The 26,504-nt window shown below is 64.8% G+C and carries 26 protein-coding genes and 1 pseudogene; 12 read left to right on the top strand and 15 right to left on the bottom strand.

The features are described 5' to 3' along the window. Window positions 1–178 precede the first annotated feature (178 nt). From PGN27_RS02055 to PGN27_RS02045, 3 genes are all read left to right on the top strand, one after another. Window positions 179–610 carry a Fur family transcriptional regulator gene (locus tag PGN27_RS02055; protein WP_335324595.1) on the top strand — a complete coding sequence of 144 codons (432 nt, stop codon included), beginning with the start codon at window positions 179–181 and terminating at the stop codon, window positions 608–610. A gap of 52 nt (window positions 611–662) precedes the next feature. Beyond that, window positions 663–2,903 carry a catalase/peroxidase HPI gene (katG, locus tag PGN27_RS02050; protein WP_335324594.1) on the top strand — a complete coding sequence of 747 codons (2,241 nt, stop codon included), beginning with the start codon at window positions 663–665 and terminating at the stop codon, window positions 2,901–2,903. 94 nt (window positions 2,904–2,997) lie between these two features. Next, on the top strand, window positions 2,998–3,291 hold the full coding sequence (locus PGN27_RS02045) for a hypothetical protein (protein WP_335324593.1): 294 nt from the start codon (window positions 2,998–3,000) through the stop codon (window positions 3,289–3,291). Window position 3,292: 1 nt separating this feature from the next. On the opposite strand, the gene PGN27_RS02040 is transcribed toward PGN27_RS02045, so the two are convergent. Further along, a complete protein-coding gene (locus PGN27_RS02040) occupies window positions 3,293–4,174 on the bottom strand; it encodes a sialate O-acetylesterase (protein ID WP_335324592.1) in 882 nt (293 codons plus the stop codon). A gap of 119 nt (window positions 4,175–4,293) precedes the next feature. Here PGN27_RS02040 and PGN27_RS02035 point away from each other — a divergent pair, with 119 nt between their 5' ends. Next, the gene (locus PGN27_RS02035; RefSeq protein ID WP_335324591.1) at window positions 4,294–4,761 is read left to right on the top strand and encodes an SRPBCC family protein; all 468 of its coding nucleotides are present in this window, start codon (window positions 4,294–4,296) and stop codon (window positions 4,759–4,761) included. Window positions 4,762–4,823: 62 nt separating this feature from the next. Here the strand turns inward: PGN27_RS02035 and PGN27_RS02030 are convergent, their stop codons facing one another. From PGN27_RS02030 to PGN27_RS02010, 5 genes and pseudogenes are all read right to left on the bottom strand, one after another. Continuing rightward, window positions 4,824–5,033: a DUF3072 domain-containing protein gene (locus PGN27_RS02030; protein WP_335324590.1), complete on the bottom strand. Its 210-nt coding sequence runs from the start codon at window positions 5,031–5,033 to the stop codon at window positions 4,824–4,826. A gap of 69 nt (window positions 5,034–5,102) precedes the next feature. Further along, the gene (locus PGN27_RS02025; RefSeq protein WP_335324589.1) at window positions 5,103–5,528 is read right to left on the bottom strand and encodes a hypothetical protein; all 426 of its coding nucleotides are present in this window, start codon (window positions 5,526–5,528) and stop codon (window positions 5,103–5,105) included. A 95-nt stretch (window positions 5,529–5,623) separates the two neighbouring features. Further along, window positions 5,624–6,481, bottom strand: coding sequence for a bifunctional hydroxymethylpyrimidine kinase/phosphomethylpyrimidine kinase (gene thiD, locus PGN27_RS02020; protein WP_335324588.1), 858 nt, complete (start codon window positions 6,479–6,481; stop codon window positions 5,624–5,626). 71 nt (window positions 6,482–6,552) lie between these two features. After that, a complete protein-coding gene (locus tag PGN27_RS02015) occupies window positions 6,553–7,116 on the bottom strand; it encodes a TetR/AcrR family transcriptional regulator (RefSeq protein ID WP_335324587.1) in 564 nt (187 codons plus the stop codon). Beyond that, window positions 7,085–8,626: pseudogene (locus tag PGN27_RS02010) on the bottom strand (MFS transporter). The gene PGN27_RS02015 and the pseudogene PGN27_RS02010 overlap by 32 nt, the downstream one beginning before the upstream one ends. 99 nt (window positions 8,627–8,725) lie before the next feature. On the opposite strand from PGN27_RS02010, the gene PGN27_RS02005 reads away from it, so the two are divergent. Beyond that, window positions 8,726–9,376, top strand: coding sequence for a TetR/AcrR family transcriptional regulator (locus PGN27_RS02005; RefSeq protein ID WP_335324586.1), 651 nt, complete (start codon window positions 8,726–8,728; stop codon window positions 9,374–9,376). Window positions 9,377–9,429: 53 nt separating this feature from the next. After that, the gene (locus tag PGN27_RS02000) at window positions 9,430–10,626 is read left to right on the top strand and encodes an acyl-CoA dehydrogenase family protein (RefSeq protein ID WP_335325195.1); all 1,197 of its coding nucleotides are present in this window, start codon (window positions 9,430–9,432) and stop codon (window positions 10,624–10,626) included. Here PGN27_RS02000 and PGN27_RS01995 read toward each other — a convergent pair whose 3' ends face one another. Then, complete coding sequence (locus PGN27_RS01995; protein ID WP_335324585.1) at window positions 10,627–12,327, bottom strand: sensor domain-containing diguanylate cyclase; 1,701 nt, start codon at window positions 12,325–12,327, stop codon at window positions 10,627–10,629. A gap of 251 nt (window positions 12,328–12,578) precedes the next feature. Between PGN27_RS01995 and PGN27_RS01990 the strand changes: the two genes are divergently transcribed. Beyond that, complete coding sequence (locus tag PGN27_RS01990) at window positions 12,579–13,547, top strand: aldo/keto reductase (protein ID WP_335324584.1); 969 nt, start codon at window positions 12,579–12,581, stop codon at window positions 13,545–13,547. Between the two features lie 16 nt (window positions 13,548–13,563). Here PGN27_RS01990 and PGN27_RS01985 read toward each other — a convergent pair whose 3' ends face one another. The 4 genes from PGN27_RS01985 to PGN27_RS01970 are packed head-to-tail and all read right to left on the bottom strand — an operon-like array spanning window position 13,564 to window position 19,471. Continuing rightward, window positions 13,564–14,373, bottom strand: coding sequence for an LLM class F420-dependent oxidoreductase (locus PGN27_RS01985; protein WP_335324583.1), 810 nt, complete (start codon window positions 14,371–14,373; stop codon window positions 13,564–13,566). 56 nt (window positions 14,374–14,429) lie between these two features. Further along, window positions 14,430–16,115 (bottom strand): GMC family oxidoreductase, encoded by a 1,686-nt coding sequence (locus PGN27_RS01980; protein WP_335324582.1) that lies wholly within the window; start codon window positions 16,113–16,115, stop codon window positions 14,430–14,432. Continuing rightward, window positions 16,112–18,991: an MMPL/RND family transporter gene (locus tag PGN27_RS01975; protein ID WP_335324581.1), complete on the bottom strand. Its 2,880-nt coding sequence runs from the start codon at window positions 18,989–18,991 to the stop codon at window positions 16,112–16,114. The genes PGN27_RS01980 and PGN27_RS01975 overlap by 4 nt, the downstream gene beginning before the upstream one ends. A gap of 60 nt (window positions 18,992–19,051) precedes the next feature. After that, window positions 19,052–19,471, bottom strand: coding sequence for an MmpS family transport accessory protein (locus PGN27_RS01970; RefSeq protein ID WP_335324580.1), 420 nt, complete (start codon window positions 19,469–19,471; stop codon window positions 19,052–19,054). Between the two features lie 113 nt (window positions 19,472–19,584). Here PGN27_RS01970 and PGN27_RS01965 point away from each other — a divergent pair, with 113 nt between their 5' ends. Then, window positions 19,585–20,148: a TetR/AcrR family transcriptional regulator gene (locus tag PGN27_RS01965; RefSeq protein WP_335324579.1), complete on the top strand. Its 564-nt coding sequence runs from the start codon at window positions 19,585–19,587 to the stop codon at window positions 20,146–20,148. A 33-nt stretch (window positions 20,149–20,181) separates the two neighbouring features. Here the strand turns inward: PGN27_RS01965 and PGN27_RS01960 are convergent, their stop codons facing one another. After that, on the bottom strand, window positions 20,182–21,096 hold the full coding sequence (locus tag PGN27_RS01960; protein WP_335324578.1) for a LysR family transcriptional regulator: 915 nt from the start codon (window positions 21,094–21,096) through the stop codon (window positions 20,182–20,184). 87 nt (window positions 21,097–21,183) lie between these two features. Between PGN27_RS01960 and PGN27_RS01955 the strand changes: the two genes are divergently transcribed. Further along, a complete protein-coding gene (locus PGN27_RS01955; protein WP_335324577.1) occupies window positions 21,184–22,029 on the top strand; it encodes an SDR family oxidoreductase in 846 nt (281 codons plus the stop codon). Between the two features lie 49 nt (window positions 22,030–22,078). Here the strand turns inward: PGN27_RS01955 and PGN27_RS01950 are convergent, their stop codons facing one another. Beyond that, the gene (locus PGN27_RS01950) at window positions 22,079–22,288 is read right to left on the bottom strand and encodes a hypothetical protein (RefSeq protein ID WP_335324576.1); all 210 of its coding nucleotides are present in this window, start codon (window positions 22,286–22,288) and stop codon (window positions 22,079–22,081) included. 137 nt (window positions 22,289–22,425) lie between these two features. On the opposite strand from PGN27_RS01950, the gene PGN27_RS01945 reads away from it, so the two are divergent. Next, window positions 22,426–22,818, top strand: coding sequence for a VOC family protein (locus tag PGN27_RS01945; protein WP_335324575.1), 393 nt, complete (start codon window positions 22,426–22,428; stop codon window positions 22,816–22,818). Window positions 22,819–22,847: 29 nt separating this feature from the next. Here PGN27_RS01945 and PGN27_RS01940 read toward each other — a convergent pair whose 3' ends face one another. Continuing rightward, window positions 22,848–23,795: a helix-turn-helix transcriptional regulator gene (locus PGN27_RS01940; RefSeq protein ID WP_335324574.1), complete on the bottom strand. Its 948-nt coding sequence runs from the start codon at window positions 23,793–23,795 to the stop codon at window positions 22,848–22,850. 9 nt (window positions 23,796–23,804) lie between these two features. Here PGN27_RS01940 and PGN27_RS01935 point away from each other — a divergent pair, with 9 nt between their 5' ends. After that, a complete protein-coding gene (locus tag PGN27_RS01935; protein ID WP_335324573.1) occupies window positions 23,805–24,530 on the top strand; it encodes a TIGR03086 family metal-binding protein in 726 nt (241 codons plus the stop codon). Between the two features lie 9 nt (window positions 24,531–24,539). Here the strand turns inward: PGN27_RS01935 and PGN27_RS01930 are convergent, their stop codons facing one another. After that, entirely contained in the window at window positions 24,540–25,145 is a 606-nt protein-coding gene (locus tag PGN27_RS01930) for a TetR/AcrR family transcriptional regulator (RefSeq protein WP_335324572.1), read from the bottom strand. Window positions 25,146–25,252: 107 nt separating this feature from the next. Between PGN27_RS01930 and PGN27_RS01925 the strand changes: the two genes are divergently transcribed. Beyond that, window positions 25,253–26,503 carry an alpha/beta hydrolase family protein gene (locus PGN27_RS01925; protein WP_335324571.1) on the top strand — a complete coding sequence of 417 codons (1,251 nt, stop codon included), beginning with the start codon at window positions 25,253–25,255 and terminating at the stop codon, window positions 26,501–26,503. The last annotated feature ends 1 nt before the right edge of the window (window position 26,504 follow it).

Genomic DNA, 26,504 nt, shown 5'->3' with positions numbered 1-26,504 from the left:
TCCTTATCGGACAGCGTTTTAGCCGACTCACGCAGGGCGGCGACCATCACTGCGATGGTCGCCGCCCGGACCTGTGTGTTCGTTCAGTGTCTTGACTGAAGACCTGTCTCACTTGCTACGGCAACGTTTTTCGCCGATTTCTTGATTGCTTCCACATAAGGGGTCACACTGAAACATGATGGCTGAGGCGGGAGAATGCGCGACGATGCTGCGGGCGGCCGGACTTCGGGTCACGCGGCCCCGGCTGGTGGTCATGGACGCTGTGCAAGAGAATCCGCACGCGGATACGGACACGATTTTCCTTGCTGCCCGTCGCGTCCTTTCCGACATATCCCGTCAGACCGTGTACGACGCCCTCGGTGCGCTGACCACCGTGGGGATGGTGCGCCGAATTCAACCGGCGGGCGCGACCGCCAGGTATGAGTCCAGGGTTGGCGACAACCACCACCACCTGGTGTGCCGGTCCTGCGGGACCATTGCCGACGTCGATTGCGCGGTCGGCGAGGCGGCATGCCTTTCGGCCTCCGATGATCTCGGGTTCGAGATCGACGAGGCCGAGGTCATCTACTGGGGACTTTGTCCCGAGTGTGTACGAAAGCGATCTTCCTGATCGATGCCACGACGTTGTGCAGCCCGCACGAAAACCGACGAAAGGCGAATCCATGTCCGATACCTCTGATGCCCGGCCTCCGCACTCCGACACCAAGACCCACAGCGGCAGTGAGTCCGAGAATCCCGTCATCGATTCGCCGAAGCCGAAATCCCATGCACCGCTGACCAACCAGGACTGGTGGCCAGGGCAGGTTGATGTCTCGGTGCTGCACAAGCAGAACCCCAAGGGGAATCCGCTCGGCGCCGACTTCTCCTACAGCGAGGCGTTCGCGACGCTCGACCTCGAGGCGCTGCGCGCCGACATGCTGGCGTTGATGACCTCATCGCAGGATTGGTGGCCGGCTGACTACGGTAGCTACGCAGGGCTGTTCATCCGGATGAGCTGGCATGCGGCAGGTACGTACCGCATCTATGACGGTCGCGGCGGCGGTGGTCAGGGTGCGCAACGCTTCGCACCGCTGAACAGCTGGCCCGACAATGCCAACCTGGACAAGGCACGGCGACTGCTGTGGCCGATCAAGCAGAAGTACGGCAATGCGTTGTCCTGGGCCGATCTGATCGTGTACGCCGGGAACGTCGCGCTTGAGTCGGCGGGGTTCGAAACCTTCGGTTTCGGGTTCGGCCGTGAGGACATCTGGGAGCCCGAGGAGGTGCTCTACGGGCAGGAGGACACCTGGCTGGGCACCGACAAGCGTTATGGCGGAAGCAACGACAGCGATCGCAACCTGGCCGAGCCGTTCGGTGCCACCACGATGGGCCTCATCTACGTCAATCCCGAAGGTCCTGAGGGTAAGCCCGATCCACTGGCGGCGGCTCACGACATCCGTGAGACCTTCGGCCGGATGGCGATGAACGACGAGGAGACCGCGGCGCTCATCGTCGGCGGTCACACCCTCGGCAAGACTCACGGTGCGGCCGATGTCAACGTCGGCCCGGAACCCGAGGGCGCGCCCATCGAGCAGCAGGGACTCGGCTGGAAGTGCCCGTTCGGTTCAGGCAATGCCAACGACACGGTGACCAGTGGACTCGAGGTGGTCTGGACAGCGACCCCCACCCAATGGAGCAACGGATACCTGGAGATCCTGTACGGCAACGAATGGGAGTTGACCAAGAGTCCGGCCGGCGCGTGGCAGTTCGAGGCCAAGGACGCCGAGGCCACCATTCCCGACCCATTCGGTGGGCCGCCGCGCAAGCCCACGATGTTGGTCACTGATGTGTCGATGCGCGTCGACCCCATCTACGGCCAGATCACCCGGCGCTGGCTGGATCATCCGGAAGAGATGAATGCCGCGTTCGCCAAGGCCTGGTACAAGCTGCTGCATCGCGATATGGGCCCGGTGAGCCGTTATCTCGGCCCCTGGATTCCCGAGCCGCAGCTGTGGCAGGACCCGGTACCCGCTGTCGATCATCCGTTGGTCGACGAGTCCGATATCGCGGCCTTGAAGACCAAGGTGCTCGAATCCGGGCTGTCGGTGCCCCAGTTGGTGAAGACCGCGTGGGGCGCAGCCTCGAGCTTCCGCGGCACCGATAAGCGCGGTGGCGCCAACGGTGCACGTATCCGACTTGAGCCACAACGTAACTGGGAAGCAAACGAGCCTTCCGAACTGGACAAGGTGTTGCCGGTGCTGGAGAAGATCCAGCAGGATTTCAACGGTTCCGCCGAAGGAGGTAAGAAGATCTCGCTGGCCGATCTCATCGTGCTGGCCGGCTCGGCCGCCATCGAGAAGGCGGCCAAGGACGGCGGGTTCGACGTGACGGTGCATTTCGCGCCCGGTCGTACCGACGCCACCCAGGAGAACACCGATGTGGAGTCGTTTGCGGTGTTGGAGCCGCAGGCCGACGGCTTCCGTAACTTCGTTCGGCCGGGGGAGAAGACCGCGCTGGAGCAGTTGCTGGTCGACAAGGCCTACTTCCTGGATCTGACCGCCCCGGAGATGGCCGTGCTGATCGGTGGACTTCGCGCCATCGGCGCCAATCATGGCGGCACCAAGCACGGTGTGTTCACCAGCCGGCCGGGAGCGTTGACGACGGATTTCTTTGTCAACCTGCTCGACATGGGCACCGAGTGGAAGGGCTCGGAGTCGGCTGAGAACGTCTACACCGGATACGACCGCGCGACCGGTGAGGTGAAGTGGACGGCGACCGCCAACGATCTGGTGTTCGGCTCCAATTCTGTGCTGCGGGCGATCGCCGAGGTGTACGCCCAGCAGGACAACCAGGCGAAGTTCGTCGAGGACTTCGTCAAGGCGTGGGTGAAGGTCATGAACAACGACCGGTTCGATCTGGACTGATCCTGTCCTCAGCTGAATGTGAATCCCCGGCGGCCGCGGGGCATCGTGGCCGCCGGGGATTTCCACTCGTGGCAGCATTGCCTACCATCGGGTGATGAGGGAGCCGGAGACCACACCAGACGGACACCATGTGGTGATCAACGGGCGTCGATGGCGGGCGACAGATCCGGCGATACCGGAGGGTCGACGATCCGAACTGGTCTCGATCCTGATGGCGTGGCGCCGGGAGGTGCGCCGTACCAAAGGCACTGAGGCGGAGGCCTCTTCGCGGGCGGGCGTGCAGGCGGTCAAGGTGGCCTTGGGCGAACGTGGTCAGCCGCCGTGGTGGGAACAGTCGCTTGAGCAACGCCGTACCCGGTGGCAGCGGGCGGTGCCGGCGCCGTCGTGACTCAGCGACGGTACTCGGCGAGTGCGTCGGTGGCGATGCGCTGATAGGCCAGCCACATGTCGTGACCCATGGCGCGAATTCCCGCGGCGTTGTAGTGCCGGTCGACATCGCTGTTGAACATGCCGCGATTACCCGGCACGAAGGCCGTCCGTCGGATGCGGTTGGGTGTGTCGCGGTGCACGGCGTCGATGGGCGGATAGTCCTTTCCGCTGCGTTCCATCTCCTCGGGAACCATACCGCCGAGAATTATCGGGGTGTCCTGGCCGTACCGGACACGCAGATCATCGAACAGCGCATCCAGATGCTGCTGGTACTGCGAAGCGGATATCAGGGGCACATCGGATTCGCCCTGGTGCCAGAGTACGGCCGCGACCGTGTTGCCGGGGCGTTGGGCCAGCGCGGCGTCGATGGAGCGCACCGCCTCGCGGTACAGGTTTCGTCGGGTGGAGGTGTCGGTGATGTCCCAGGTGTAACCGTTCTTCGGATGAAATGAGGTGTCTCCGCGGGCACACGGGACCAGCAGCACTGTCCTGTTGGTCGCGTCGGCGAGAGCTTTACCGAATGTGACTCCGAAACCGACTCGCCGGGAGGGTGTTTCGTGGAACAGGGGATCGGCGCCGAGTACGACAGTGTTCTTCGACGGACCGCTGTTGGCCCACTGGTGCACTCGAGGGTGCGGCCGGTCTGCACCGTCACGGTCGAGCGGCAGACCCATTCCGAAGGCGTTGGATTGACCGAGGATGGCGACGATCAGGTAGGGCTGGTCCGGCGGGGCGACGGGCACCCCTTTCGGGGCGATCCGGCGTTTGACGGCGCACTTGAGTTCGAAAGCGAGGCGCTTCCACAGTGGTGCGTCACCGTCCGGATTCCTGGGTGTGCGCATGGCCAGCACAGTACAACTCACCCGTGCCGAACACCTGCGACGGTGCGGATCGTTCGGCATTTGCACTGACGGGATCCATCCGGCGTTTCCGATCGGTCGAGTTTGGGCAGTGTGAAGCTATGACCGACAACGAAAAAGTGACTGTGGAACGAACCATCGCCGCACCGGTGGCGGCGGTTTTCGATGTGTTGTCCAATCCGCACCGTCATCCCGCTCTCGACGGTTCGGGATTCGTGCGCAGCGTGGATCATGCCGATCGGATTCAGAAGGTCGGCGAGGTGTTCACGATGAACATGCAGGGTGATCACATGGGCGGGGAGTATCAGACCGACAACCACGTCACCGGATATGCCAAGGATAAGCTGCTCGCCTGGCAGACCGCACCGGCCGGTACCGAACCTCCCGGCTGGGAATGGTTGTGGGAGTTGGAGTCTCAGGGGCCAAACGAGACCCTGGTGCGCCACACCTATGACTGGTCGAAAGTGACGGACAAGAAGCTACTGGAGAAGGTGAAGTTTCCCTTGGTGACGCAGGGGCAGCTCGATGACACACTGTCACGCCTGGCGACCGAGGTCGCGTCGTCCTGAGACAGTCAGACCAATGTGCTCCACCACCGTTCGGTGGTGGAGCACATTCGTGTTGATTGCTGTCATCCACGCCCGGTCTTGGCTTGAAGCTCCTCGATGAGGTCTGATGCCTGGGCCTTGGTGGCGTCGTCTGGCACCTCCGCCCCTGCCTCCTGAGCCAGGGTGTTCAGATAGCTGCGCTGCGGGCCTGTCATCGGCTCATCCCCGGTGACCCAATCCGAGGTGTCCTTTTCGGCGTTCTCCTGCGGTGCTGATGTGGTGTGTTCGCTCATGCGCACCGGATGCCCATCGCACATATATTCGAAACGTGGCGGCCCGAGGGCCGCCACGTTCCGACTGTGCTACGGGGTGCCGACGCAGAGCGAGCCGACGCACGCTCCGGCGCCATCGGGTCCCGCTCCGGCTCCGGCACCAGGAACGCCTGCAGAGGCGCCTCCGGGGCCTGCTTCGGCTCCGGCACCGGGAACGCCGGCGTTGGCACCGCCCGGGCCCGCGCCCGCGCTGGCCCCCGGCACGCTGGCGGTTGCTCCGCCCGGGCCTGCATCGGCGCCACCGCCGGCGGGCGGCATGGGCGAGGACGGCGCGAGGGTGGTCGTGGCCGCGCCGGTCGACGGCGTCGTCGACATGGTCGATTCGGTGGTCGAGGTCGTGGTCGTGGTGTCCGGTGACTCACTGTCGGAACTGCAGGCGGTCAATCCGCCGAAGAGGACTGCACCCGACACGGCGGCCGCGAGCGGGAGAGTCCGGGCGATTCGAAGGACGGTCATCTGACGGCTCGATTCTGCTAGTACGGCCGCTGGGCGGGATCAGATGTCGAGCCCAGCGAAATTGGCGTCGGTGATTTACCCGGTTTGTCCGGTTCCTAAGCGCCGCCGTTGCCCAACAGTCTTGCCAGGCCGTTGACCGTCCCGAGGCCGTGACCGAGCGGATAGGCGGCTCGGATGCAGTCGGTGACCCACCGCTTCGCGAAACCGACGGCCTCGGGGACCGTGTGGCCGTGCGCCAGTGCTGCGGTGATAGCCGCGGCCAGCGTGTCGCCTGCGCCGTGATCGTCACGGGTGTCGACTCGCGTCGCGGCGTACTCGTGGAAATCAGCACCGTCGAACAGCAGATCGGAACTGATTCGGGAGGTACGCAGATGGCCCCCTTTGACCAGTGTCCACTGCGGGCCCAGCGCATGCAGTGCACGTGCGGCTTCGCGTTGGGTGGCATCGTCGACGACATCGACGCCGACGAGAAGCCGGACCTCGTCCAGGTTGGGCGTGATCAGCGTGGCGGCGGGGATGAGCTCGGTTCGCATGGCGTCCAGCGCGCTCGGATGCAGTAGGGGTTCGCCCACATTGGACGCACACACCGGGTCGACCAGAAGTGGCACCGATCCGGTGAGGCCCGCGCTTCGCCACGTCGCGACGATCGCCCGGATGATCTCGGTCGAGGCCAGCATGCCGGTCTTGGCTGCCTCGATCCCGATATCACCGGCCACCGCGGTGATCTGTCCGGCCACGACATCGGTGGGCACCTCGTGGAAGGCGCTCACGCCGAGGGTGTTCTGCACCGTCACGGCGGTCACCGCCGCGCACCCGTGCACACCCAGCATGGCGAAGGTGCGCATATCGGCCTGCAGGCCCGCGCTCCCACCGGAATCGGAACCCGCGATGGTCATGACTTTGCGCGGCGTGTGGCCGGGCTCGGCCAGCGGTAGCTCGGTGGGGGCAGTCATCCGTCGTGTTCGTTGATGGGGTCGGGGCGAGGATGACACTAGCCGCCCGTCAGATAAGCAGCCGAGAATGGTCAGACATCTTCGGTCATCGCGAGCAATTTGTTTCGGGCGGACTGCAGATCCGTCTCGGTCAGATACGGACTCTTCCTGGCCATGGCCAGACCCTCGGCGGCATGTTGGATGACCAGGACCACATCCATCGGCAAACCATCGGCGGCCAGCGCGGCCCGCCAACGTTCGGCGTCTCGGGTGAACAGATCTTCGAAGATCTTCGGGTGCCCGAGAGCGGCGCTGAGGGCCGCGGGGTCCAGCAGTGTCGAGAGCAGATCGTCGGCGCCGGTCAGTGCGCGGATATACGCCCGCATCAGCTTCCCCGGCCGATTCTCGGAGAGATCGACCATGTTGTGGATCTCGGTCCAGTAGCGCTGCACGATGTTCTCGGCAACGCCGAAGAGCAGCGCTTCCCTGCTGTGAAAGTGGTGTCGAAGGCCGCTCTGGGTCACCCCGGCCGTCGACGCGATATCGGCGAGACTGGCCTTGGATCCCCGTTCGGCGAACATCTTCTCGGCTGCGACGAGGATCGCCCGTCGAGTCCGCTCCTTGTCACGGGTGACCGTCGGCTCGTTCGCTGCCATGGCTGTCCTTTCGCTGGGTGCGGTCCGACGGGATCACCCGCCATGCTGCCACGGCGGCAAGGACGAGCAGGCCCGCCGCGGTGAAGGACGTCGTCTGGACGGCGGTGGCAAACGCGTCACGTGCGTGCTCGACGACCACCGGGTCCGATACCGTAGTGATCGTCTCGGCAAGAGAGGAATTCGCGGCCTCGGCATCGTTCGCGGCGGTTCCCCCGGGCAGGTCCAGATGGCTTCGATACATCAGGAAATGCACCGAACCCAGCACCGCGATACCGAGTGCGGTACCGAGCTCGTAGGCGGTCTCGGCAATCGCCGATGCCGCTCCCGCGCGTTCCTTGGGTACCGCCGACACGACCGCGTCGGTAGACAACGTCATGGCGATACCGATACCGAATCCGATGACCACGAGCGCAAGAGCCAACGGCCAGTAGTCGGCGTGGAAGACGCTCACGCCGATGCCCGCCAATCCGAGCGCACCGATTCCCAGCCCGAACCCGATCGCGTTTCCCGCACCGAACCGCGCGCTCACGGTGCCGACGACGGCGATCACCGCGAGCGAGGCCAGCGTGCCGGGCAGTTCGGCCAACCCGGCCTGCAGTGGACTGAACGCTCGAACGAGTTGCAGGTACTGAGAATAGAAGTAGAGAAGCCCGATGAACGCGAAAATGGCCAGCCCGTTGGAGGCGACGGCACCGGTGAACGCCGGAACCCGGAACAGCGTGATGTCCAGGAGCGGATGGGGCAGCGTGCGTTGCCGTCGGATGAAAAGCCAGCCGCTCGTGATGCCGATGAGCGCGGCCACCGGAACGCCTGCGTCCCAGCCGCTGCCCACCCAGTGCTTGACCGCATACACGATCGGCACGATGGCCGCCATCGACATCAGCGAGGACCACACGTCGATCTTCTTCGCCACACCGCTGTGTGATTCCGGGATCAGGACTGGCCCGGCGGTCAACACCAGTGCCATGATCGGCAGGTTGATCAGGAAGACCGACCCCCACTAATAGTGCTCCAGGAGCAGGCCTCCGACCAGCGGGCCGGCGGCCGCGCCGGCCATCGCACCGCCCGACCAGATCGCGATGGCGGTCGTGCGCTGTTTCGCGTCGGCGAACATCGCCCGCACTATCGACAACGTGGAGGGCATCAGGGTGGCTCCTGCGATGCCGAGTAACGCACGAGCAACGATGAGCGTGCTGGCATCCGGTGCACATGCGGCAAGTGTCGACGCGATCCCGAAGGCGCCGGCTCCGATCAACAGCAGCCGTTTGCGACCGATGCGGTCGGCGATATTGCCCATCGTGATCAGCAGACCGGCCAAGACGAAGGAGTAGATGTCCCCGATCCACAGCAGCTCCGTGGCGCTGGGCCCGATATCGGCCGTCAGTGCGGGAACTGCCAGATAGAGGACAGTTCCGTCGATCGCGAGCAGCGTCACCACGAGCACCAGTACTCCGAGCGCGGACCACTCGCGGCGTCCGGCCTTGATCGCGTCGGGCGTCTCAGAAACCATGAGTCGACCGTAACAGCTCAAATGAGCGGTTAATAAACTCAACTGAGTGGTGATGACGCCATTGCGGTCAAAGTTGACCGTTTCGCCTAGGCTGTGGTCGTGGTGACACAGTCCAAGGCGGAACGCGTTTCGCGCCCGGATCGGCGGGCCGACAGCCGCGCATTGATCCTCGATGCGGCGGTGCGCGCTCTGGTTGAGCACGGCTACAGCGGTGCCACCACCGTCGTCATCCAACAGATGGCTGGGGTGTCCCGGGGCAGGCTGCTGCATTACTTCCCATCGAGGGACGCTCTGCTCGTCGGCGCCGCCCAGCACCTGGCCATCGAACGGATCGCTGAGATGGAACGGTGGTTCGACGCGGCTGTGCCCGACGGTGCCGCAGGCGGTTCCGCTCGGATCGAGTACGCGATCAGCCTGCTCTGGAGGACGTTTCGGCAACCCTACTTCTGGGCCGCAATGGAGCTCTGGATCGCAGCCCGGACGGATCCGGGGCTGCGGGCCGGACTGGTGGAAGCCGAGCGCAGGTTGGGTCGGGCCATCGAACACGTCATCGCGACGATGTTCGGGCCGGTGCATAGTAGCCACCCCGGGTTCTCCGACCTGCGGGAGCTGCTGTTCAGCAGCATGCGTGGGGTGGCGCTGACCTACTCGCTGGGCGAGCGCGGTGCCGATACCGATCCGCACCTTCGATTGTGGAACGACATGGCCGTCCGGTGGTTGTTAGGACCTGGGGATCCGGAACCGCAATGACCGTCAGGGCTGACTGTTATTGTGAGTCGGTGATCGAACGCACTCAGGACCGCATGACCCATGACGTCTGGTTGCCCGAAGAGATCGTGCGGGTACGCCAGCTCGCGCGCGAGGCCGTGGGTCGCGCCGTCGTGCCGTACGCCCGCGAGATCGGGCAACGCGAGGAGTCGGCGGAGAGCTTCCCATGGACGGCCTTCCGAGGTCTGGCCGACAAGGGTCTGTTCGGGGTGCCGTTCGGTGCGGATTTCGGTATGGGCCTTCAGCATCCGATGCTCGGCACGTGCACCGTCACCGAGGAGATCGCCTATCATTCGTCGTCGTTGGCGGGGGTCTTCGACGGCCAGTGCATCCTGGTACCGCAGACGCTGACGTTCGCCTCGCCCGAATTACGGGCCCGACTGATTCCCGAATTGGTCAGCGGCCGGGTTGCATTCGCGTTCGCCACCACCGAACCTGACACCAGTTCGGACCTGACCGCCGCGCGTCTGCAGACCGTGGCAGAGGAGACATCGGACGGCTTCATCGTCAACGGCCGCAAGCGATGGATCACCAACAGCGTCGCCAGGGGATGGGTGTCGGTGTTGGTGCGGGCCGGCGCCGGCAGTGATCGGGCCACCATGCTGCTGGTCGACCTCGCCTCACCTGGCGTCCGTATCGGCACGCCGGATCTGAAGATGGGCCACCGTGGCCAGATCACCGCGGACATCGAGTTCACCGATGTGCACGTCCCGCGATCCCAGCTGCTGGGTGAAGCGGGTGGCGGGATGGCGGTCGCCCTGTCGGCGTTGGTGCGTGGGCGGATCGGAATCGGTGCCGCCGGCGTGGGTGTGGCTCAGGCGGCGGTGGACCTGGCCGTCGATCGATTGCGCACCCGCGAGGTATTCGGTGCTCCGCTGGGCGCGATGCAGCATTGGCAATTCGTCATGGCCCAGCGCGCCACCGAACTAGAGTGTGCGCGAACGTTGTACCAGAAGGCTGCAACCTTGGTCGACCGTGGCGACCGGACCGCCGAGCCGGAGGCTGCGATGGCCAAGGCCTACGGGACTCGGTTGGCCAACGACGTGGTGCGAGAGGCGATCCAGATATATGGCGCGCTCGGATTCGCGCGGCAGGTCGGTGAGACGGGCGAGTCGGTGCGGCTCGAGGAAATGTACCGCGATGCCAAGATCTTGGAGATATTCGAGGGCGCAAACGAGTTGCAGCAGTGGATCATTGCGCGGCGGTTGATCGGCCGGGATATCACCGGGTAGCTACGACTCCGGTTCGGCGGGCAAGCCGATGATGCGGTTTCTGCCGGCGTTCTTTGCGGCGTAGAGGGCCTTGTCGGCTCTGTTGATGCAGGTGTCCAGGTCGTCGTGTTCAGTCCAGGCCGTGTACCCGATGGAGCAGGTCTGCGGTGTCGGCATGGCGGTCTTGAGCCGGTGCAGGATTCCGAGCGCATCGGCTGTGGTGGGGCAGGGGAGTGCGATTACGAATTCCTCTCCGCCCCAGCGCGCGAGGACGTCATCGGGGCGGACGTTTGCTTGGAATACCTGTGCAATGTGACGGAGCAGATCGTCCCCGGCGGGGTGACCGTACGTGTCGTTGTAGACCTTGAAGTGGTCGATGTCGATCATCACGATCACGAGCACGCCCGATTGTGAAGCTGCTGAACGCTCGTCGATGATGGCTTGTACACGTAGTGTCCAGGCTCGGCGATTCAGGAGCTGGGTCAGGGCATCGGTGTTGGCGGCGAGTTCGAGATGCTCACGATCGCTGAGGTCGGCGGTGATATCGCGGACCTCGGCCTGCAGCGCGGGGCCCCCGGAGTACTGGATGCGGCTTATCGTGAACTCGACCGGCACCATCCGATTGTCCAGGCGCAGGAGCTGGGTCCGGCCGCTCTTGGTCGTCGGCTCGCCCGCGAGCACCGAAGTCATGAGCGCGGCGATGCCGTCGCGCTGATCGGAGACCACCAGATCCAACGCGAGTCTGCCATGCAGATCACTACTATGCGCCGCCCCGCACAGTGCGACTGCCGCCGGGTTCACATAGACGAGGACACCTGTCTCGGCGATGACGCTGATCGCCACCGGTGACTGTTCCACCACGGTGCGTAGCCGCATCTCCGCATCTTCGTGCGCGGCCCTGGCGGTTTCGAGGTCGGTGACATCGGTTGAGACACCGGCCATGCCGATGACGACACCGGCGTCGTCGTAGACGGGAAACTTGGTCGACTGATAACTGCGGTGCGTTCCGTCCTCGTGCACGATCCGCTCGGTGAACACCTGGCGCTGACCGGCAGACATGATGCGCCTGTCATTACGGCGATACTCGTCGGCGATCTCATGGGCGAACAGGTCGTGATCGGTCCGACCGACCATGTCCTCGGTAATCCGTGTCGCCTGCTGGACCGCAGGATTGACCATGACATACCGGCCGGCCACATCCTTGGCATAGATCAGCACATCGGTGTGCCGCAGCACGCCGTCGAGCATCCGCTTGGTTTCCTGCATCTCGCGCACCACCGCGGCGAGCGCGGCGGCCTGACGACGGATTTCCAGCTGGGCGATCACCTGGGCCGCGAGCACCGCCAAATGTCTGCGTTGGGTCGCCTCGAGATTGCGCGGCTTGGTATCGACGACACACAACGTGCCGAGTACTGCACCGTCGGCGGCGATCAACGGTGCGCCGGCGTAGAAGCGATAATGCGGCTCCTCCCGCACGCACAGATAGTCGGCTACCCGGGGATCGCGCGACGCATCCGGAATGACCAGCACCTCATGGGATGCCAGCGCGTGCACACAGAACGATTCCCCTCGAGGGGTCTCTTGGGCGTCGATCCCGCGCCGAGATTTGAACCATTGCCGGTCGGAGTCGACGAGCGAGATGAGTGCTGTCGGGGCCGCACACAACTCGGCGGCCAGCTCGGTCAGGTCGTCGAAGGCCGGTTCGGCCGGTGTATCGAGCACGGCGTACGAATGGAGCGTCCGAAGCCGGCGTTCCTCACTGGCAGCAGAGCCGATACCTGCGCTCAACGGACCAACGTCCTCACGTCGTCAACGGTAACTGCTGGATGCGGCTTCCGACCAGCATCCGAGTCCATTTTTCGGTACGCAGGACCGTCCCGGGAGTGGGCGTGCCTGGGTGTGATGCACCCATTGTCCCGGTGCCCCCGGCGGCCGATCCTGGAGTCGGTACAGGCGACCGCGGAAGGATCGACATGAAAAGAGCAGTTCTCGGTGGTCTCGATGTGTCCGCACAAGGCCTTGGCTGCATGGGGATGAGCGAGTACTACGGGGCCACCGACTGGGATGCCAACCTCGCGACCATCGGTCACGCGATCGACGTGGGAGTCACGCTTTTCGACACCGCCGATCAGTACGGGGCCGGCCATGATGAGGTGTTGTTGGGGCGCGGGATCGTCGGTAGGCGCGACGCCGTGCAGATTGCCACCAAGTTCGGGATCGATCGCAGCAGTGGTGACGACAGGCGCGTGCACCGCGGCGATGCACCCTACGTCAAGCGCTCATGCGAGGCGTCGCTGCTGCGTCTCGGCGTCGACCATGTCGATCTGCTCTATCTGCATCGACCTCCGCAGAATGCCGAGATCGAGGAAACTGTCGGCGCGATGGCGGAGCTTGTGCAAAAAGGCAAAGTCAGGTATCTCGGTCTCAGCGAGGTCGACTCCGATCTGTTGCGGCGTGCGCACCGCATCCACCCGATCGCCGCCGTCCAGAGTGAATACTCGTTGTGGACAAGGGACGTCGAGCAGGTCACTCCGACCATGGCCGAGCTGGGTGTGGGATTGGTGCCCTACGCCCCGTTGGGGCGCGGTTTCCTCACCGGCTCGGTGCGCAGAGAGGCACTGGATCCCAACGATTTCCGGGCGCGCAATCCACGATTCAACGGCGCTGCTGGCCGACAGAATCAAGCGATCGCCGACACCGTCGGGGCGGTCGCGGCGCGCCTCGGTGTCCTGCCGGCGCAAGTCGCACTGGCATGGGTGTACGCCCAAGCGCGGCGGTTGAGCGTGTCCGTTGTGCCCATCCCTGGAACGCGCAACGCCGGTCGACTCGACCAGAATGTGGCCGCCGTGGACGTCGAACTGGACGTCGAGGCGCTGGCCGAACTTCAGCCACTCAGTGACATGGTCGCAGGCGGGCGCTATGGCGATCGGGGGGTTCGTTGACGTCGATGCCGGTTGCTCACCTGTTATCGCGCCAGGCGAGCACCTGCTTGAGCGATGTCAGGTCGTAGCCGTCATCGGCGGTGAGTTCGGTCTGGAACAAGGTGACGCCTGCCTCGCGGAAAGCATCGGCGCTGTCCGGGTCCTGCCATAGCGTCGATCGTTCGATATCGGTACCGTCGCGGCCGAATGTCGCCGCCAGTTCGTCGACACGGTCGCTGGACCGGCGAAAGCCGTCCAGGTCCTGGAATGCGTGCCAGATGTCGGCATGTCGGGCGACGGCCGGGAGCGAACGCTTGGGGCCGGTTCCGCCGATGAGGATGGGAAGCTCGCGCACCGGCGGCGGCACCAAGGCCGCCAGCCTGTTCTCGATGCGGATCAGGCTCTCGTCGAACAGGTCGAAGCGTGAACCGAAGGTGCCGAACTCGTAACCGTAGGTGGTGTAATCCTTTTCGTACCATCCCGCACCAAGACCCAGGATGAGGCGACCGCCGCTGATGTGGTCGACGGTGCGGGCCATATCGGCGAGCAGATCGGCATTGCGGTATCCGACGCCGGTGACCAGCAGCCCGATCTCGGCATGCGAGGTGATTTCGCCCCATGATGCCAGCGCGGTCCAGCCCTCGAAGTTCGCGACGTCGGGCTGTTCGTCGAACATCACGGGTTTGCCGTCGACGATGCCCTTCATGGCCGGCCGGTGGAAGTGGTCATAGCCGAAGATCACGTCGACGCCGAGGTCGTCGGCGGCCAAGACGGCGTCTCGCCACGTGCGGTAGTCGGGTGTGCCGCCGGGCTGTACCTGGACAGCGACGCGGACAGGTCGATTCATGGACACTCCAGAGTCGGGGAGCAGGACTCTTGAGCCAAGTACGGTCGTGGCCCTGTTTATTCCAGGATGGCTCTCGCGGCGCGTTCGGCGATCAACATGACCGGTGCGTTGGTGTTCCCGGACGTGATGGTCGGCATCGCCGAGGCATCGACAACCCGAAGACCGGCGACCCGGTATACCCGACAATCGGTGTCCAGCACCGTGGAGCTCGACCGCGGCCGGCCATGGGTGTCGAAGGCGCCCATGGCACAGGTGCCGACCGGGTGAAAGATGGTGGTGCCCAGTTCTCTGGCCGCCTGCTGCAGGTCGTCATCGCTGATCAGGTGTCCGCTGGGTAGCAACTCTTCCGGCCGGTAGGGCGCCAGCGCCGGTGCCGCCATGATGGTGCGTGTCATCCGCAAGCCCTGCACGGCGGTGCGAAGATCGTCGTCGGTGGACAGATAGTTGCACGAGATCGTCGGATAGGTCAGGGGATCGGCGCTCCTCAGTCGGACGTGGCCGCGTGAACTGGGTCGTAGATTGCATACCGAGGGAGTGATGGCTCCGAACCGGTGCAGCGGCTCGCCGAACTTGGACAGCGACAGCGGCTGCACATGCCACTCAAGATCCGGACTGGTGCGGCCGGGGTCGCTGGCTGCGAAGGCACCCAGGGTGGACGGCGGCATGGTCATCGGACCCGACCGGGTCAGTAGATACTGCAATCCCATACCGGCCCGGGTGAACAGGTTGCGATACAGCGTGTTGACGGTGCGTGCGCCCTGGACCCGGTAGACCGTTCGGAGCTGAAGATGGTCCTGCAGGTTCTCGCCTACGCCCTGGAGGTCGACGCGCACCGGCACCTGATGCGCCGCGAGTAGCCCAGCGGGACCCAGACCGGAAGCCTGCATCAAGTGGGGCGATCCGATGGCACCGGCGCTAAGGATCACCTCCCGCCGGGCCCGTACGTCGAGGTACCGTCCATCCCTGATCACCCGCACACCGGTGGCGCGGTGTGCGGCGGTGGTCCAGGCGCCACGTCGTTGACTATCGGCTACCTGCTCATCTGTCAACAGCTGTACCGCTTGCGTTTTGGTGTAAACGGTGAGGTTCGACCGGTGGGCGATCGGATGGAGGAATGCGTCGGCCATCGACCAGCGCCGTCCCCGGCGTTGGTTGACGTGGAAGTACGCGCTGCCCGCATTGTCCCCGCGGTTGAACTCCTCGATCGGGGAGATGCCCACCTGGGCGGCAGCGGCCTGCCAGGCGTCGAGTATCTTCCAGCGCACCCGCGGTCGCTCGACACGGATCTCGCCATCGGTGCCGTGCCATTCGTCGGCGCCGCCGAAGTAGTCCTCCAGCTGCTTGTAGATGGACAGCGTCTGACCGGCAGATTCCGGACCGCCCCACAGCCATCGGTCGTCACCGGTCGCCTGCGCCCACGAGACGTAATCGCTGGCCTGTCCCCGCATGTGGATCATCGCGTTGATCGACGAACAACCGCCGATCACCCGGCCGCGCGCGTAGATGATGCTGCGGTCCGCCAGGCCAGGATCCGCCTCGGTCGTGTAGCACCAATCGGTCCGCGGGTTGGCGATGGTGTAGAGGTAACCGACCGGGATCTTGATCCAGAACCAGTCGTCCTTGCCACCGGCCTCGACCAACAGCACACGATGATCGGGGTTGGCGCTGAGCCTGTTCGCCAGCAGGCAGCCGGCGCTGCCCGCACCCACGATGACGTAGTCGAATTCGGCGGCGCCGGTCATGTGTGTAGTCGTTCCTCCCGTGCATTTCTCGTCGGGTCCAGTGTGGGTGATGCGGACCCGGCGTGCGCAGGCATTCTGACGAATACCGTCGGCCACCAGAACCATCGGCCACACAACCGCGCGATGGCCGGAACCATCAGGGAACGAACGATCAGTGTGTCGATCACCAACCCGAACGCGACTGTCGTGCCGATCTGGGCGATATTGGTGGCCGAACTGCCGAGCATCGCGAACATGGTGGCCCCAAAGGTAAGGCCGGCGGTGGTGACCACGCTGCCGGTACCCACCATTGCGCGGATCAGCCCGGTGCTCGTACCGGCGGCCATCTCCTCCTTCATCCGGCTCACCAGCAACATGTTGTAGTCGGCGCCGACAGCCACCAGGAAGGAGAATGCGACCGGCGCCACTGCCCAGTGCAAGGGGTTGCCCACGAGGGTCTGCCAGACGAACACGCCCAGCCCCAACGCCGCCAGATACGAGATCCCGACTGTCGCGATCACCACCACCGCGGCGACGAGACTGCGCAACAGCACCAGCACGACGCAGAAGACGAACGCGAATGCCGCGACAGCGATGGCGATGAAGTCCTCATGTGCGAAGGATTCGATGTTCAGTAGTGTCCCGCCGGGGCCACCGATGCTGACGGTCGCGCCCTGCAACGAGGTTCCCTTGATCGCACCCAGTGCAGCAGGTATCACGCGCTCGCTCAAATCCATTGCCTGACGGCTGAATCCCTCGATCTCGGGCGTCACCACCATGCGGGTCACGGTGCCGTCGGAGGAGAAGAAATAGGGAACCGCGCTACGGAACAGCGGGCTGTTGATGGCTTGGGCGGGTAGGAAGAACCCGGTGGACGGTGCGCCCTCGGCGTAGGAACGGCTCACCTCGTCAAGAAATGCTGTGATCTCGGTGGTCTGCGGGATGAGCGCCTGCAGACTGCTCTTGAGCGGTTGGATCACTTGGCGCACTTGGGCGATCGCCGAGGTGATGGCCGGGATCTGCGATGCTGCGTGCGGAAGTGCTGCGGCGGCTGCGGCGGTTCCCTGTTCAACCTTCGCGGACAGCTCGTCGAGTCCGCGGACGTCATCGATCAGTGAGAATCCGGTCAACGCGCCCTGACAGACTTCGATCGACTGACACTGTGGAAGACCCCTGAGAACATCGACAGCGGGCTGACTGGCATTCTGCACGACGGCCAGCTTCGAGGTCAGGTTCACGGCTTCGGATTTCAGGACGGTCATGGCGGAGACCACGTCGCCGGCACCGTTCTGCCCTTGGGACAGAGCGCCCGAGAGTGCCCTGGCAGATCCGTCGAGGCCGTCGAGGGCGGATTCGACGGCCTCGATGTCACCCAACCGAGCATTCAGCAGGGCCGCGCTCTGCTCGATCCGGCTTCCTATGTAACCGGCCTGGCTTGCCAAAGTGCCCTGCGCTATCGGCGCTTTCAACGGCCTGGTCATGCCTTGCACCGCGTCGATACCGTCAAGGCCTGCGATGGCGGCGGTCAACCGTTCCAGGGCGATCAGGTCGGCCGGATTGCGCATGTCGTGGTCGGCTTCGATGATGACCACGCTCGGGGCCATGACATTGGGCGGCAGGTGGCGGTCGGCCGCCGCAAACCCCACATTGGCGGGGGAATCGGTGGGCTGGGCGCGCCGTTCGTCGTAGCTGGGCTGGTACATCGGCACGAAGGCGATCGCCACCAGCAAGATGGCCGAGGCTCCGGTCAGCACCGGCCCCGGCCACCGCACGACGGCCGTGGCGATGCGTCGCCACCGGCGGGCGGAGCCGTCGCCGCGGGGCTCGACGTATCCCATTCGGATCAGTATCGCGAGTAGGGCTGGTCCCAATGTCAAAGCCGCACAGAGTGTTACGACAATCGCGATGGTGCAGGGAAGTCCCGACGTGCTGAAGATCGACAGCCTGGTGAGCGTGAGACACGCCATGGCACCGGCCACCGTCAGTGCCGAGGCGATGATGATGTGTGCGACACCGCTGAGTGCCGCGTAGAAGGCGGTCTCGGAGTCCAGTCCGCGGCGGCGGCCCTCCTGGTAGCGCCCCACCAGGAAAATTCCGTAGTTGGTACCGGCGCCCAGCACCACCACGGCCGATAGTGCCGCGGCGAAGATCGACACGCCGATCCATTCCATCTGACTGAAGAGGGCGATCAGCGCCCGGGCGCCGCCGAGGCTGGCAGCGACCGTGATCAGCGGCACCAAAGCTGTTACCGGCGAACGATAGACCGCCAGCAGCACGGCGGTCACCAAGACGGAGCACAGAATGATGAGCCGCAGTATCGAATCCGAGATGGCCACCAACTCGTCGTTGACCACGGCCGATGGACCGGTGATGTGTGCCGAGACGCCCTCGGGTGCCGGCACCGCGGCGATGATCTCGCGCGCGGCGCGGGTGGACTCCATTGCGGCTGCGGTGCCCATGTTTCCGGTGAGATTCACCAGCGCGTAGGCCGCTCTGCCGTCTGCGCTCTGGGCGGCGGGTGCGAGATCGGGATCCGACCACAGGTTCATGATCGAACTCACGTGCTGCTCATCGGCAGCGAGTCTATGGACAACCGCGTCGTAGTAGTCACGTGCCGGCCCGTCGAGGGGCTGTTGGCCCTCGACGAGCAGATACACGAAGTTGTTACTACCGCCGCCGCCGAAGTGATCGCCCATCTTGACCAGCGCCTGCACCGCGGACGCCTCGTCGGGGAGAAATGACTTCGCGTGCTGGTCGATCACCGTTTCCAGTTGTGGCACGGCGATGTTGAGGGCGCCCACGACGATGAGCCAGCCGAGCACGATGGGCAGTGAGGCCCCGTAGAGCGCTCGTGCCCACCACGGACGGCCACGTGCGGGGGTGCGGATGTCATTCATGCGCAGGGGGTTTCGTAATTCGCTGGCGAGACTGCGGAGGGTCTTGGGCATCATCACGGGTCAGACCGCCGGCACCGAGCAGTTGACCACGGCGGCGTTCGCCGAGGCCTCTCGGAGAATTCGCGAGTGTCCGTCGACGGCGATCTCGCAACGCAGACGGCTGCCGCTGGTCTGAGCAGCCAGGCCGACGGCGGCGGTCAGTGTGCTGGTGGGTGCCTGGGTGCGCCACGGCAGGACCACATCGGCATCAACGACGTGCCCGTCCGGGGTGAGGTAGGACACCACGGCATGGCGTCCAGGATCACCGTCCAGCCGGTATTCGATGAGTCGCTCGCGCGGATCGGCCACCGCATGCGGGGGAGGGGAATGCCCGATGGCACGGTCCGGAATATCGCGCAATCGCAGCGAGCCGATGACCGCTGCCGAGACGGCAATGACTCCCACGATGGTGACCACCAGCCATCGTTGACCATTCAGCATCGTCGCGCCTCCGTTGGTAGAACGATTGGTTTACCGGACGCTAGTACACCGATTGGTATAGTGACAACGACCTGTCACGTGTGATGGCCATCACGAAAGGGGCGTCACGGCGAATGGCCGCGAGCGACAAGCTCATTGAGAGCACCATCCACATGATCCAGCGCTTCGGTGTTGCCGGGACGGGGATCGCCGCCGTCCTCGAGCGTGCCGGTGTCTCTCGGCGTTCCATCTACCTGGCCTTCCCGGGCGGCAAGGCCGAGATGGTGTCGGCGGCGACCGCTCGCGCCGGCGCTGCGATCGGGTCCTATATTGCCGCGCTCAACGGTGTCGCCGATCCGTTGTCTGCGTTCGTGAACCAATGGAAGGCCATGCTGGTGGCTGCGGACTTTGCGGCGGGGTGCCCCATCGTCGCTGCGGCGTTGGGGCGCAGCGACTCGCCCGAGGCTGCCGAGGTTGCCGCGACGGTGTTCGGCGAGTGGGCTCAGTTGCTGTCGGCAACTCTGCGGGATAACGGGATCCCTGAGGAGGCACGGGCCAGCCTGGCGACCATGGCCATTGCGTCCATCGAAGGTGCGGTGGTCATCGCTATCGCGAAGCGCTCCACCGCGCCCTTGGACGATGTGCACCGACATCTCGTCGAACTCATCGATCTGCACCGTGACGAATCATCGAGATGAGCCGGGCGCCGTCGAAAGGCTGACCGTGGTGTCTCAGTCTGGAGGCAGGGCATCGAGCACGTCTCGCAAGACTGCACGCAGGCCCGCGATGCCGGGGTCGTTGTCGACCCGGTCATGCCAGAACAATCTCACCTCGTAGGGCGGCAGCGTCAACGGCAGCTCGAAAAGCGTTATTGCCGAGCGCTGTGCATGGTGACGGGCAAGGCGTCGTGGCGCGACGGCGATGCACCGACCGTTCTCGACAATCGGAAACAGCGAGCTGTAGTGCGAGACCGTGAAGCATATGCGTCGTGCGTGTCCCAACCGATCCAGGGCATCGTCGACCTCTCGGCCCCGGCCTGGGCTGATCTGGACGTGTGCATGCGGCAGATCGACGAAGCGTTCGAGGGTCATGCCGATGCCTGCATCGGGACGGTGTGCAGACATCACGCCCACCATGTCGTCGACGAAGGCGGGTTCTGAATGCCACGCCGACGGGATCGTCGTAGGTATTCCGAGGTAGAGGTCGATCTCGCCGGTGGCCAGAGCATCGACCACGCTGATCCGGTCCAGCGGTGCCACCCTGATTCTGGGCCGAGGGGCCCGCTGCTCGAGCAGGCGGTCCAGGCCCGGTAGCACCAGTGGTCCGTACAGGTCGGCAAACGCGATGACCCATTCACGGGTCATCGTCATCAACTCGAAATCGTCGAGGTCGCGCACGATGGTCTCCACCAACTGCAGTGCGGCGTCGAGTCGGGGCAAGATTGCCAGCGCCGCCGGGGTGGGGCTCAGCCCTCGACCGGAGCGCACAACCAATGGATCACCGAGGAGCGCCCGCAACCGTGCCAGTGCATTCGAGACCGCGGGTTGGGTCAGATGTAGCCGAGTCGCCGCCTTGGTCGCACTGCGCTCCTCCAGAACCGCGTGCAAGACGACGAGCAAGTTGAGGTCGACGCCAGAAAGATTCACCGGATGAATCTCTCATATCAAAGATCATTATTGGCGTTGATGAACTGTCCTTCCTACTGTCGAGTCCACCGGGAAAGAAAGGACACCATGATGCGAGTGCTCATCACCGGCGCCAGCGGCGGAGTCGGTTCGGCCATCATCGACCAACTGCACGGCAGCGGAGTGGAGGTGCGGGCAACGTGCCGCCATCCGCACTCGGATCAGATACCTTGTGCGCAAATAGTTTCCAGTGATCTCGATCGGCCGACGACGATGCGACCGGCCCTCGAAGGCGTCGATTGTGTGTTCTTGTTCAGCTTCACCCGGCAGGAGGTGCTACCCGAACTGGTCGAGGAATTGAGGGCGGCCGGTGTGACGAAGGTGGTGGTGCTTTCCACCATCGACACCACCCGGCACGAGCCGTTCGTCGAATACAACAAGCAACGGCACCTCGCCGTGGAGAACGCCATCAGCGGCGGCGGCTTCACCACCGTCTCTTTGCGCCCGGGTGCCTTCGCGCGCAACGCCATCCGCTTCTGGGCGTCGCAGATTCGCCATGATCGCACGGTCGGGTTGCCCTTCCCGGATTCCCAGCAGGCGCCGATCGCCGACGAGGACATCGCTGCGGTCGCTGTTCGGGCGATCACCACACCACTTCTCGATGGTGAGAAGCTCGTGCTCACCGGGCCGGACTCGTTGACCATGCGCGACCAGGTCAGGATCATCGGCGAGGCGATTGGTGAGCCCATTGGGATCACGGTGCTCTCCGAACGTGACGCGCGCTCGCTCTACGGCAAGGTGCTACCACCGGAGTACCTCGACCTGCTCATGGACCAGTGGGAGTTCGAAACCACCGAGCAAGCCGTCGTCACGCAGGTAGTCCACGAGGTCACCGGCCGGCATGCAATTACCTATCGCGAATGGGCGGTGGCCCACCGTGACGCATTTGTGTAAGCGCACCGGTGCGCATACGTGTTCTCCTGGAAGCGTGGCACGGGTGTGCTCACGCGATGCTGCTCACGATGGCCATGACCAAGCCGCCAACGGTGAGGATCCCGACCAACACCGCGGTGGCGATCGCCGGCCGTCGTCGTTGCCTTCGGGCGTAGTAGACGGCGACCGCGATGCTGGTCAGAATCAATGCCGCGTAGACCGTCAGCCCTGCTGTCAGCGCCGCGGCCACCGCCGGGCTGGCCAGAGTCACGTTGTCCATCCGCTGAGCCTACGGGTGTCCTCTGGGCCCAGCACTGTCAGCTTGTCGCTGTGATCAGAGCTGTTGCTGTGCAGTCGACTTGGGCTGATCGCGGATTCTGCTCCGCACTGATCCAGGGGTCGGCTGTAGCGTGGGGTATGACTTTCGCCATCGATCGAATAGACCATGTGGTGATCAATTGCCGCGATATCGAGGTCACTGCCGAGTGGTATGAGCGGGCGCTGGGCGTTCGGCGCGAGATCTTTCGTGGCGATCGTACCGCGTTGGTGTTCGGCGGCCAGAAGTTCAACCTGCGACCCACCGGTTCGCACGGCTGGCCGACCGGGGCGGTGGATGCTCCCGGCTCGCTGGATCTGTGCGTGATCGCCGATGTGGTACCGGCGCAGATTGCGGCCCATCTGGCTGACGTAGGAGTGGCTGTCACCGAAGGCCCGGTTCATCGGGTAGGCGCACAAGGTGACATGACGTCGTACTACTGCACCGATCCGGATGGGAATCTGGTCGAGATCGCTACCTACCGTTCTGCGTGAGTGCTTGTGCGCCAAGCGGTATGAAGCTGTCACCCATACCGTGCCACGAGCGCATGGCCGATCCGGGCAAGGTGTTCGCGAACACCCCGCGGACCGGTGATCTCGAGCCATTCGCCAAGCCAGGCGAGCTCACCGGCCAGAACGAATTCGTCTGCGCCGCGGATCACCACCTCGATTCGGCCATCGGGCATGCGGTGCCCCACGTTCAGCCGTTCCCCGAGCATCCTGCGCAATGCCGCGAGCCCAGCAGGTGAGCACAAAGCGTGCGCTTCCAGGGGCGTACGACGGCGGTCGACCTCATCGGCGATGTCGCGCCAGCTCTGGGCAAGGTCGAATCCCGGCGGCCTCCGAACGGGATCATCGGTGAGTTTGACGGCGCAGACGCGGTCGACTCGGAATGTGCGTGGACCGGTTTCGGTATCGCACACCAGATACCACGTCGGCCTTTTGGCCACGATGCCCAGCGGGTGCACGATCCGACTTGTCTCTGCGCCCTGACGGTCGACGTAGCCGAGTTGCACCTGCACGCCGCGGATCACCGCCTCGTGCAACTCGTCGAGGAAGCGGGGCGGCCGAGGCTCGGGATGGCTGGATCCCCAGTGCCGTGGATCGACGATCAACGACGACGCCGCCGCTTCGGCCTGTGCCCGGAAGGGCTCGGGCAGCGCACGAACGAGTTTGCGCAGCGCGCTCTTCACTTCGGGGGTGGCGGTCGAGGCCGGGCCTGCCACCAAGAACAATGCGCGTGCCTCCTGTGCGGTGAGCCCGGACAGGTCGGTGCGCGCGCCGCCGACGAGGCGCCACCCACCCCCTCGTCCCGGTACGGAGTACACAGGGACCCCTGCCGCGCACAACGCCTCAAGGTCGCGTCGCGCGGTGCGTTCCGACACCTCCAGCTCCTGGGCGACCTGAGTCGCGGTGACCTGCTCGCGTTGTTGCAGCAGGAGCAGGATGGCGATCAGCCGGTCAGCTCGCATGCCATCACAATGGCACATGAAACCGGTCATGAGATGACCGGTTTAGGTCCGCACAATGGCGCCGTGAACATCCCAAGCTCCCGCAAGAATGACCTCATCGATCCCCGGCGCGTCCTCGACCGCGCCATTGCCACGGCTGGGGGAGTCGTCGCCGACGTACCGCCTCAGCGAATCAGTGGTCCGACACCCTGCGTGGGTGTGGACGTGCGAGCGCTGCTGGCGCACCTCATCGGTGTGCTGGACAGAATCGCCGCACTTGGTGACGGCGCAAATCCGCTGGCCGTCAACGATCGTGCGGTGGACGATGATCGCTGGCTCGACGCCTGGCGCGTGTCGGCGGAGCGAGCCACCGGCGCCTGGATCGACGGCGCCGCGCTCCACCGACACATGGCCTTACCGTGGATCGAAGGTCCTGGGGCGAAGGTGTTGGCCTCTTACGTCAGCGAGTTGACCGTCCATACGTGGGACTTGGCCGTAGCCACGGGTCAGCGGCCCGAATGGGATGACGTGGTGGTGGCGGCGGCTTTCGACGCGATGCGCGGCATGCTGCCGGTGGAGAACCGGCTGACCCGCTACGAGGAGATCTCGGCGGCGAGGGGGTTCGACGAGGTCACCGTACCGTTCGCCGAGGCTGTCCCGATCGCGCAGGATGCTCCTGTCATCGAGCGGCTGGTTGCTTGGACGGGCCGCGATCCGCGGCGCTGGCGGAAAACCTTTGGGGAGCTCGATATCTGATCAGAAACGTCATCCCGCGTAGTGGTCGACGAGGGGCAGGAACAGGTCGTCGACGATGGACCGGATGCGTTCGTGCGCAACGGGTTCGACATCCATGAGCAGATCGTGGCGCACCAGATCGAAAGGCATGGTGAGCAATGCGGCGGGGATCTGGTCCACGTCGATCTCACCTCGATCGTGGGCCTGCTGGTAGATGGCCCTGATCCGTTCCGTCGGTTGGTCGCCCAGGATTCGATCGCGCACCTCGGCGGGGGTGAGCTCGCTGGCGGCCATCAGTCCGGAGAATGCCGCCGCTGCGGCCATGGCGAAAAAGGCTGCGCGAGTGCGGCTCATGCCCGTCAGCGCGGCCAGCAGATCCCCGCGCAGGCTGCCTGTGTCGGGGAGTTCAACGGGATTGCTGTCGCGATGATGCGCGAGCGCGGCAAGCGTCAGGTCATCCTTGTTGGCCCAGCGACGGTACAGCACCGCCACGCCCGTGCGGGCTCGTGCGGCCACGGACTCCATGGTCAACTTTGCGAATCCCACCTCGACGAGTTCGTCCCATGCCGCCTGCAGCAACGCCGACTCGAGTTCGGGTCCGCGCCGTCGTTGCGTGCCGGTTTTTGGCTGAGCCACCTGCTCATTATAGGAGAGCTTTCCATTCCTTAAAGTGTATTGTCGTTAAGAAATGGATTGATCTCTTGAGTTGGCCGGTGTGGCGGCCACGGCGATGCGGAGAAAACATGGACAGGGCACCCGAGGCGGGGCAGCGCACGATCTTCTTCGCCGACCCGGTGATGAACTCGATGACCCGGGCAATGCTCGGGCGGGTCTACACCCGTGCGGCGGACACCGGTGAAACGTTGACGACCGTCGACCGCATCACCGACGGCGACCTCGCATCATGGGCACGCGAATGGGAGTCCACCGCCGACCGGGTCGCTGCGATCGGAGACGACTGCGTGCGAAATGGCCATCGGCTCAGTGGCCGGAATGCACTACTGCGCGCGGCGACGTACTACGCAACATGCGTCGTGGTGGCCGACGGATGCGCGGAGCCCGATCAGGTGCGATTACGCACGTTCTCCGCCTACCGCCGTTGCTGGGAGCGATATCTGCGCTTACTGGACAACCCACCCGAGCCGTTGGAGATCCCGTACGAGGACACCACTTTGCCTGGCTGGTTCTTCCGGGCTGCGGGCGGAGGTCAGAAGCCGACCCTGGTGATGGTCAATGGAGCCGACGGCGCGACGAGTTATCTGTGGCCCGGTTACGGTTCTGAGGCATCCGAGCGCGGCTACCACGTCGTGCTCTTCGACGGGCCCGGGCAGCAACGGATGCTCTTCGAACGAGGTGTCGGGTTCCGGCCAGATTTCGAGAAGGTCCTTTCTCCGGTTGTCGATGTCACACTGCGATTGCCGGAGGTGGACCCACGGCGGGTGGCTCTCTACGCGGTCAGCCAGGGCGGGTATTGGGCGCCGCGGGCCTTGGCGTTCGAGCACCGCTTCGCCGCCGCCGTCATCGACGACGGGGTGGTCGACGTGTCCGAAGCGTGGCACGCGATGCTCTCGCCCGAGCTGAAGGAGCTGCTGCGCTGCGGTGATCGGGCCGGCTTCGACGCCGCGGTCGAGCGGCTTCCGGCCCACGCCAGGCGGACCTTCGCATGGCGAGCCAAACCCTATGGTTGCGCGAGCTTTTTCGACACCTTCGGCGAGGCCGCGCGTTATCGCATCACGCCAGAACTCGCTGCCCGGATCACCACACCGGTGCTGATCGGCGACCCCGATGATGAGGGTTACTTCGCGGGGCAGCCCCAGCGGCTCTACGACATGATCCCGGGGGAGAAGACCCTCGTCCGCTTCACCAGGGCGGAGGGGGCGGCCGGTCATTGCGAGCCGATGGCGCGGGCACTGGCAGCCCAACGGTTCTTCGACTATCTCGACGATCGCCTCGAGGTCACGGACCAGGGGAGTGGCTGCCGACGGCCTCGGTGAA

Origin of the sequence: Mycolicibacterium neoaurum (assembly GCF_036946495.1) — a bacterium.
In the GTDB taxonomy this organism is placed as follows: Bacteria; Actinomycetota; Actinomycetes; order Mycobacteriales; family Mycobacteriaceae; genus Mycobacterium; species Mycobacterium neoaurum_B.
The sequence above is the reverse complement of the archived record's forward strand: the minus strand, read 5'-3'. Positions and strand labels throughout refer to the sequence as shown.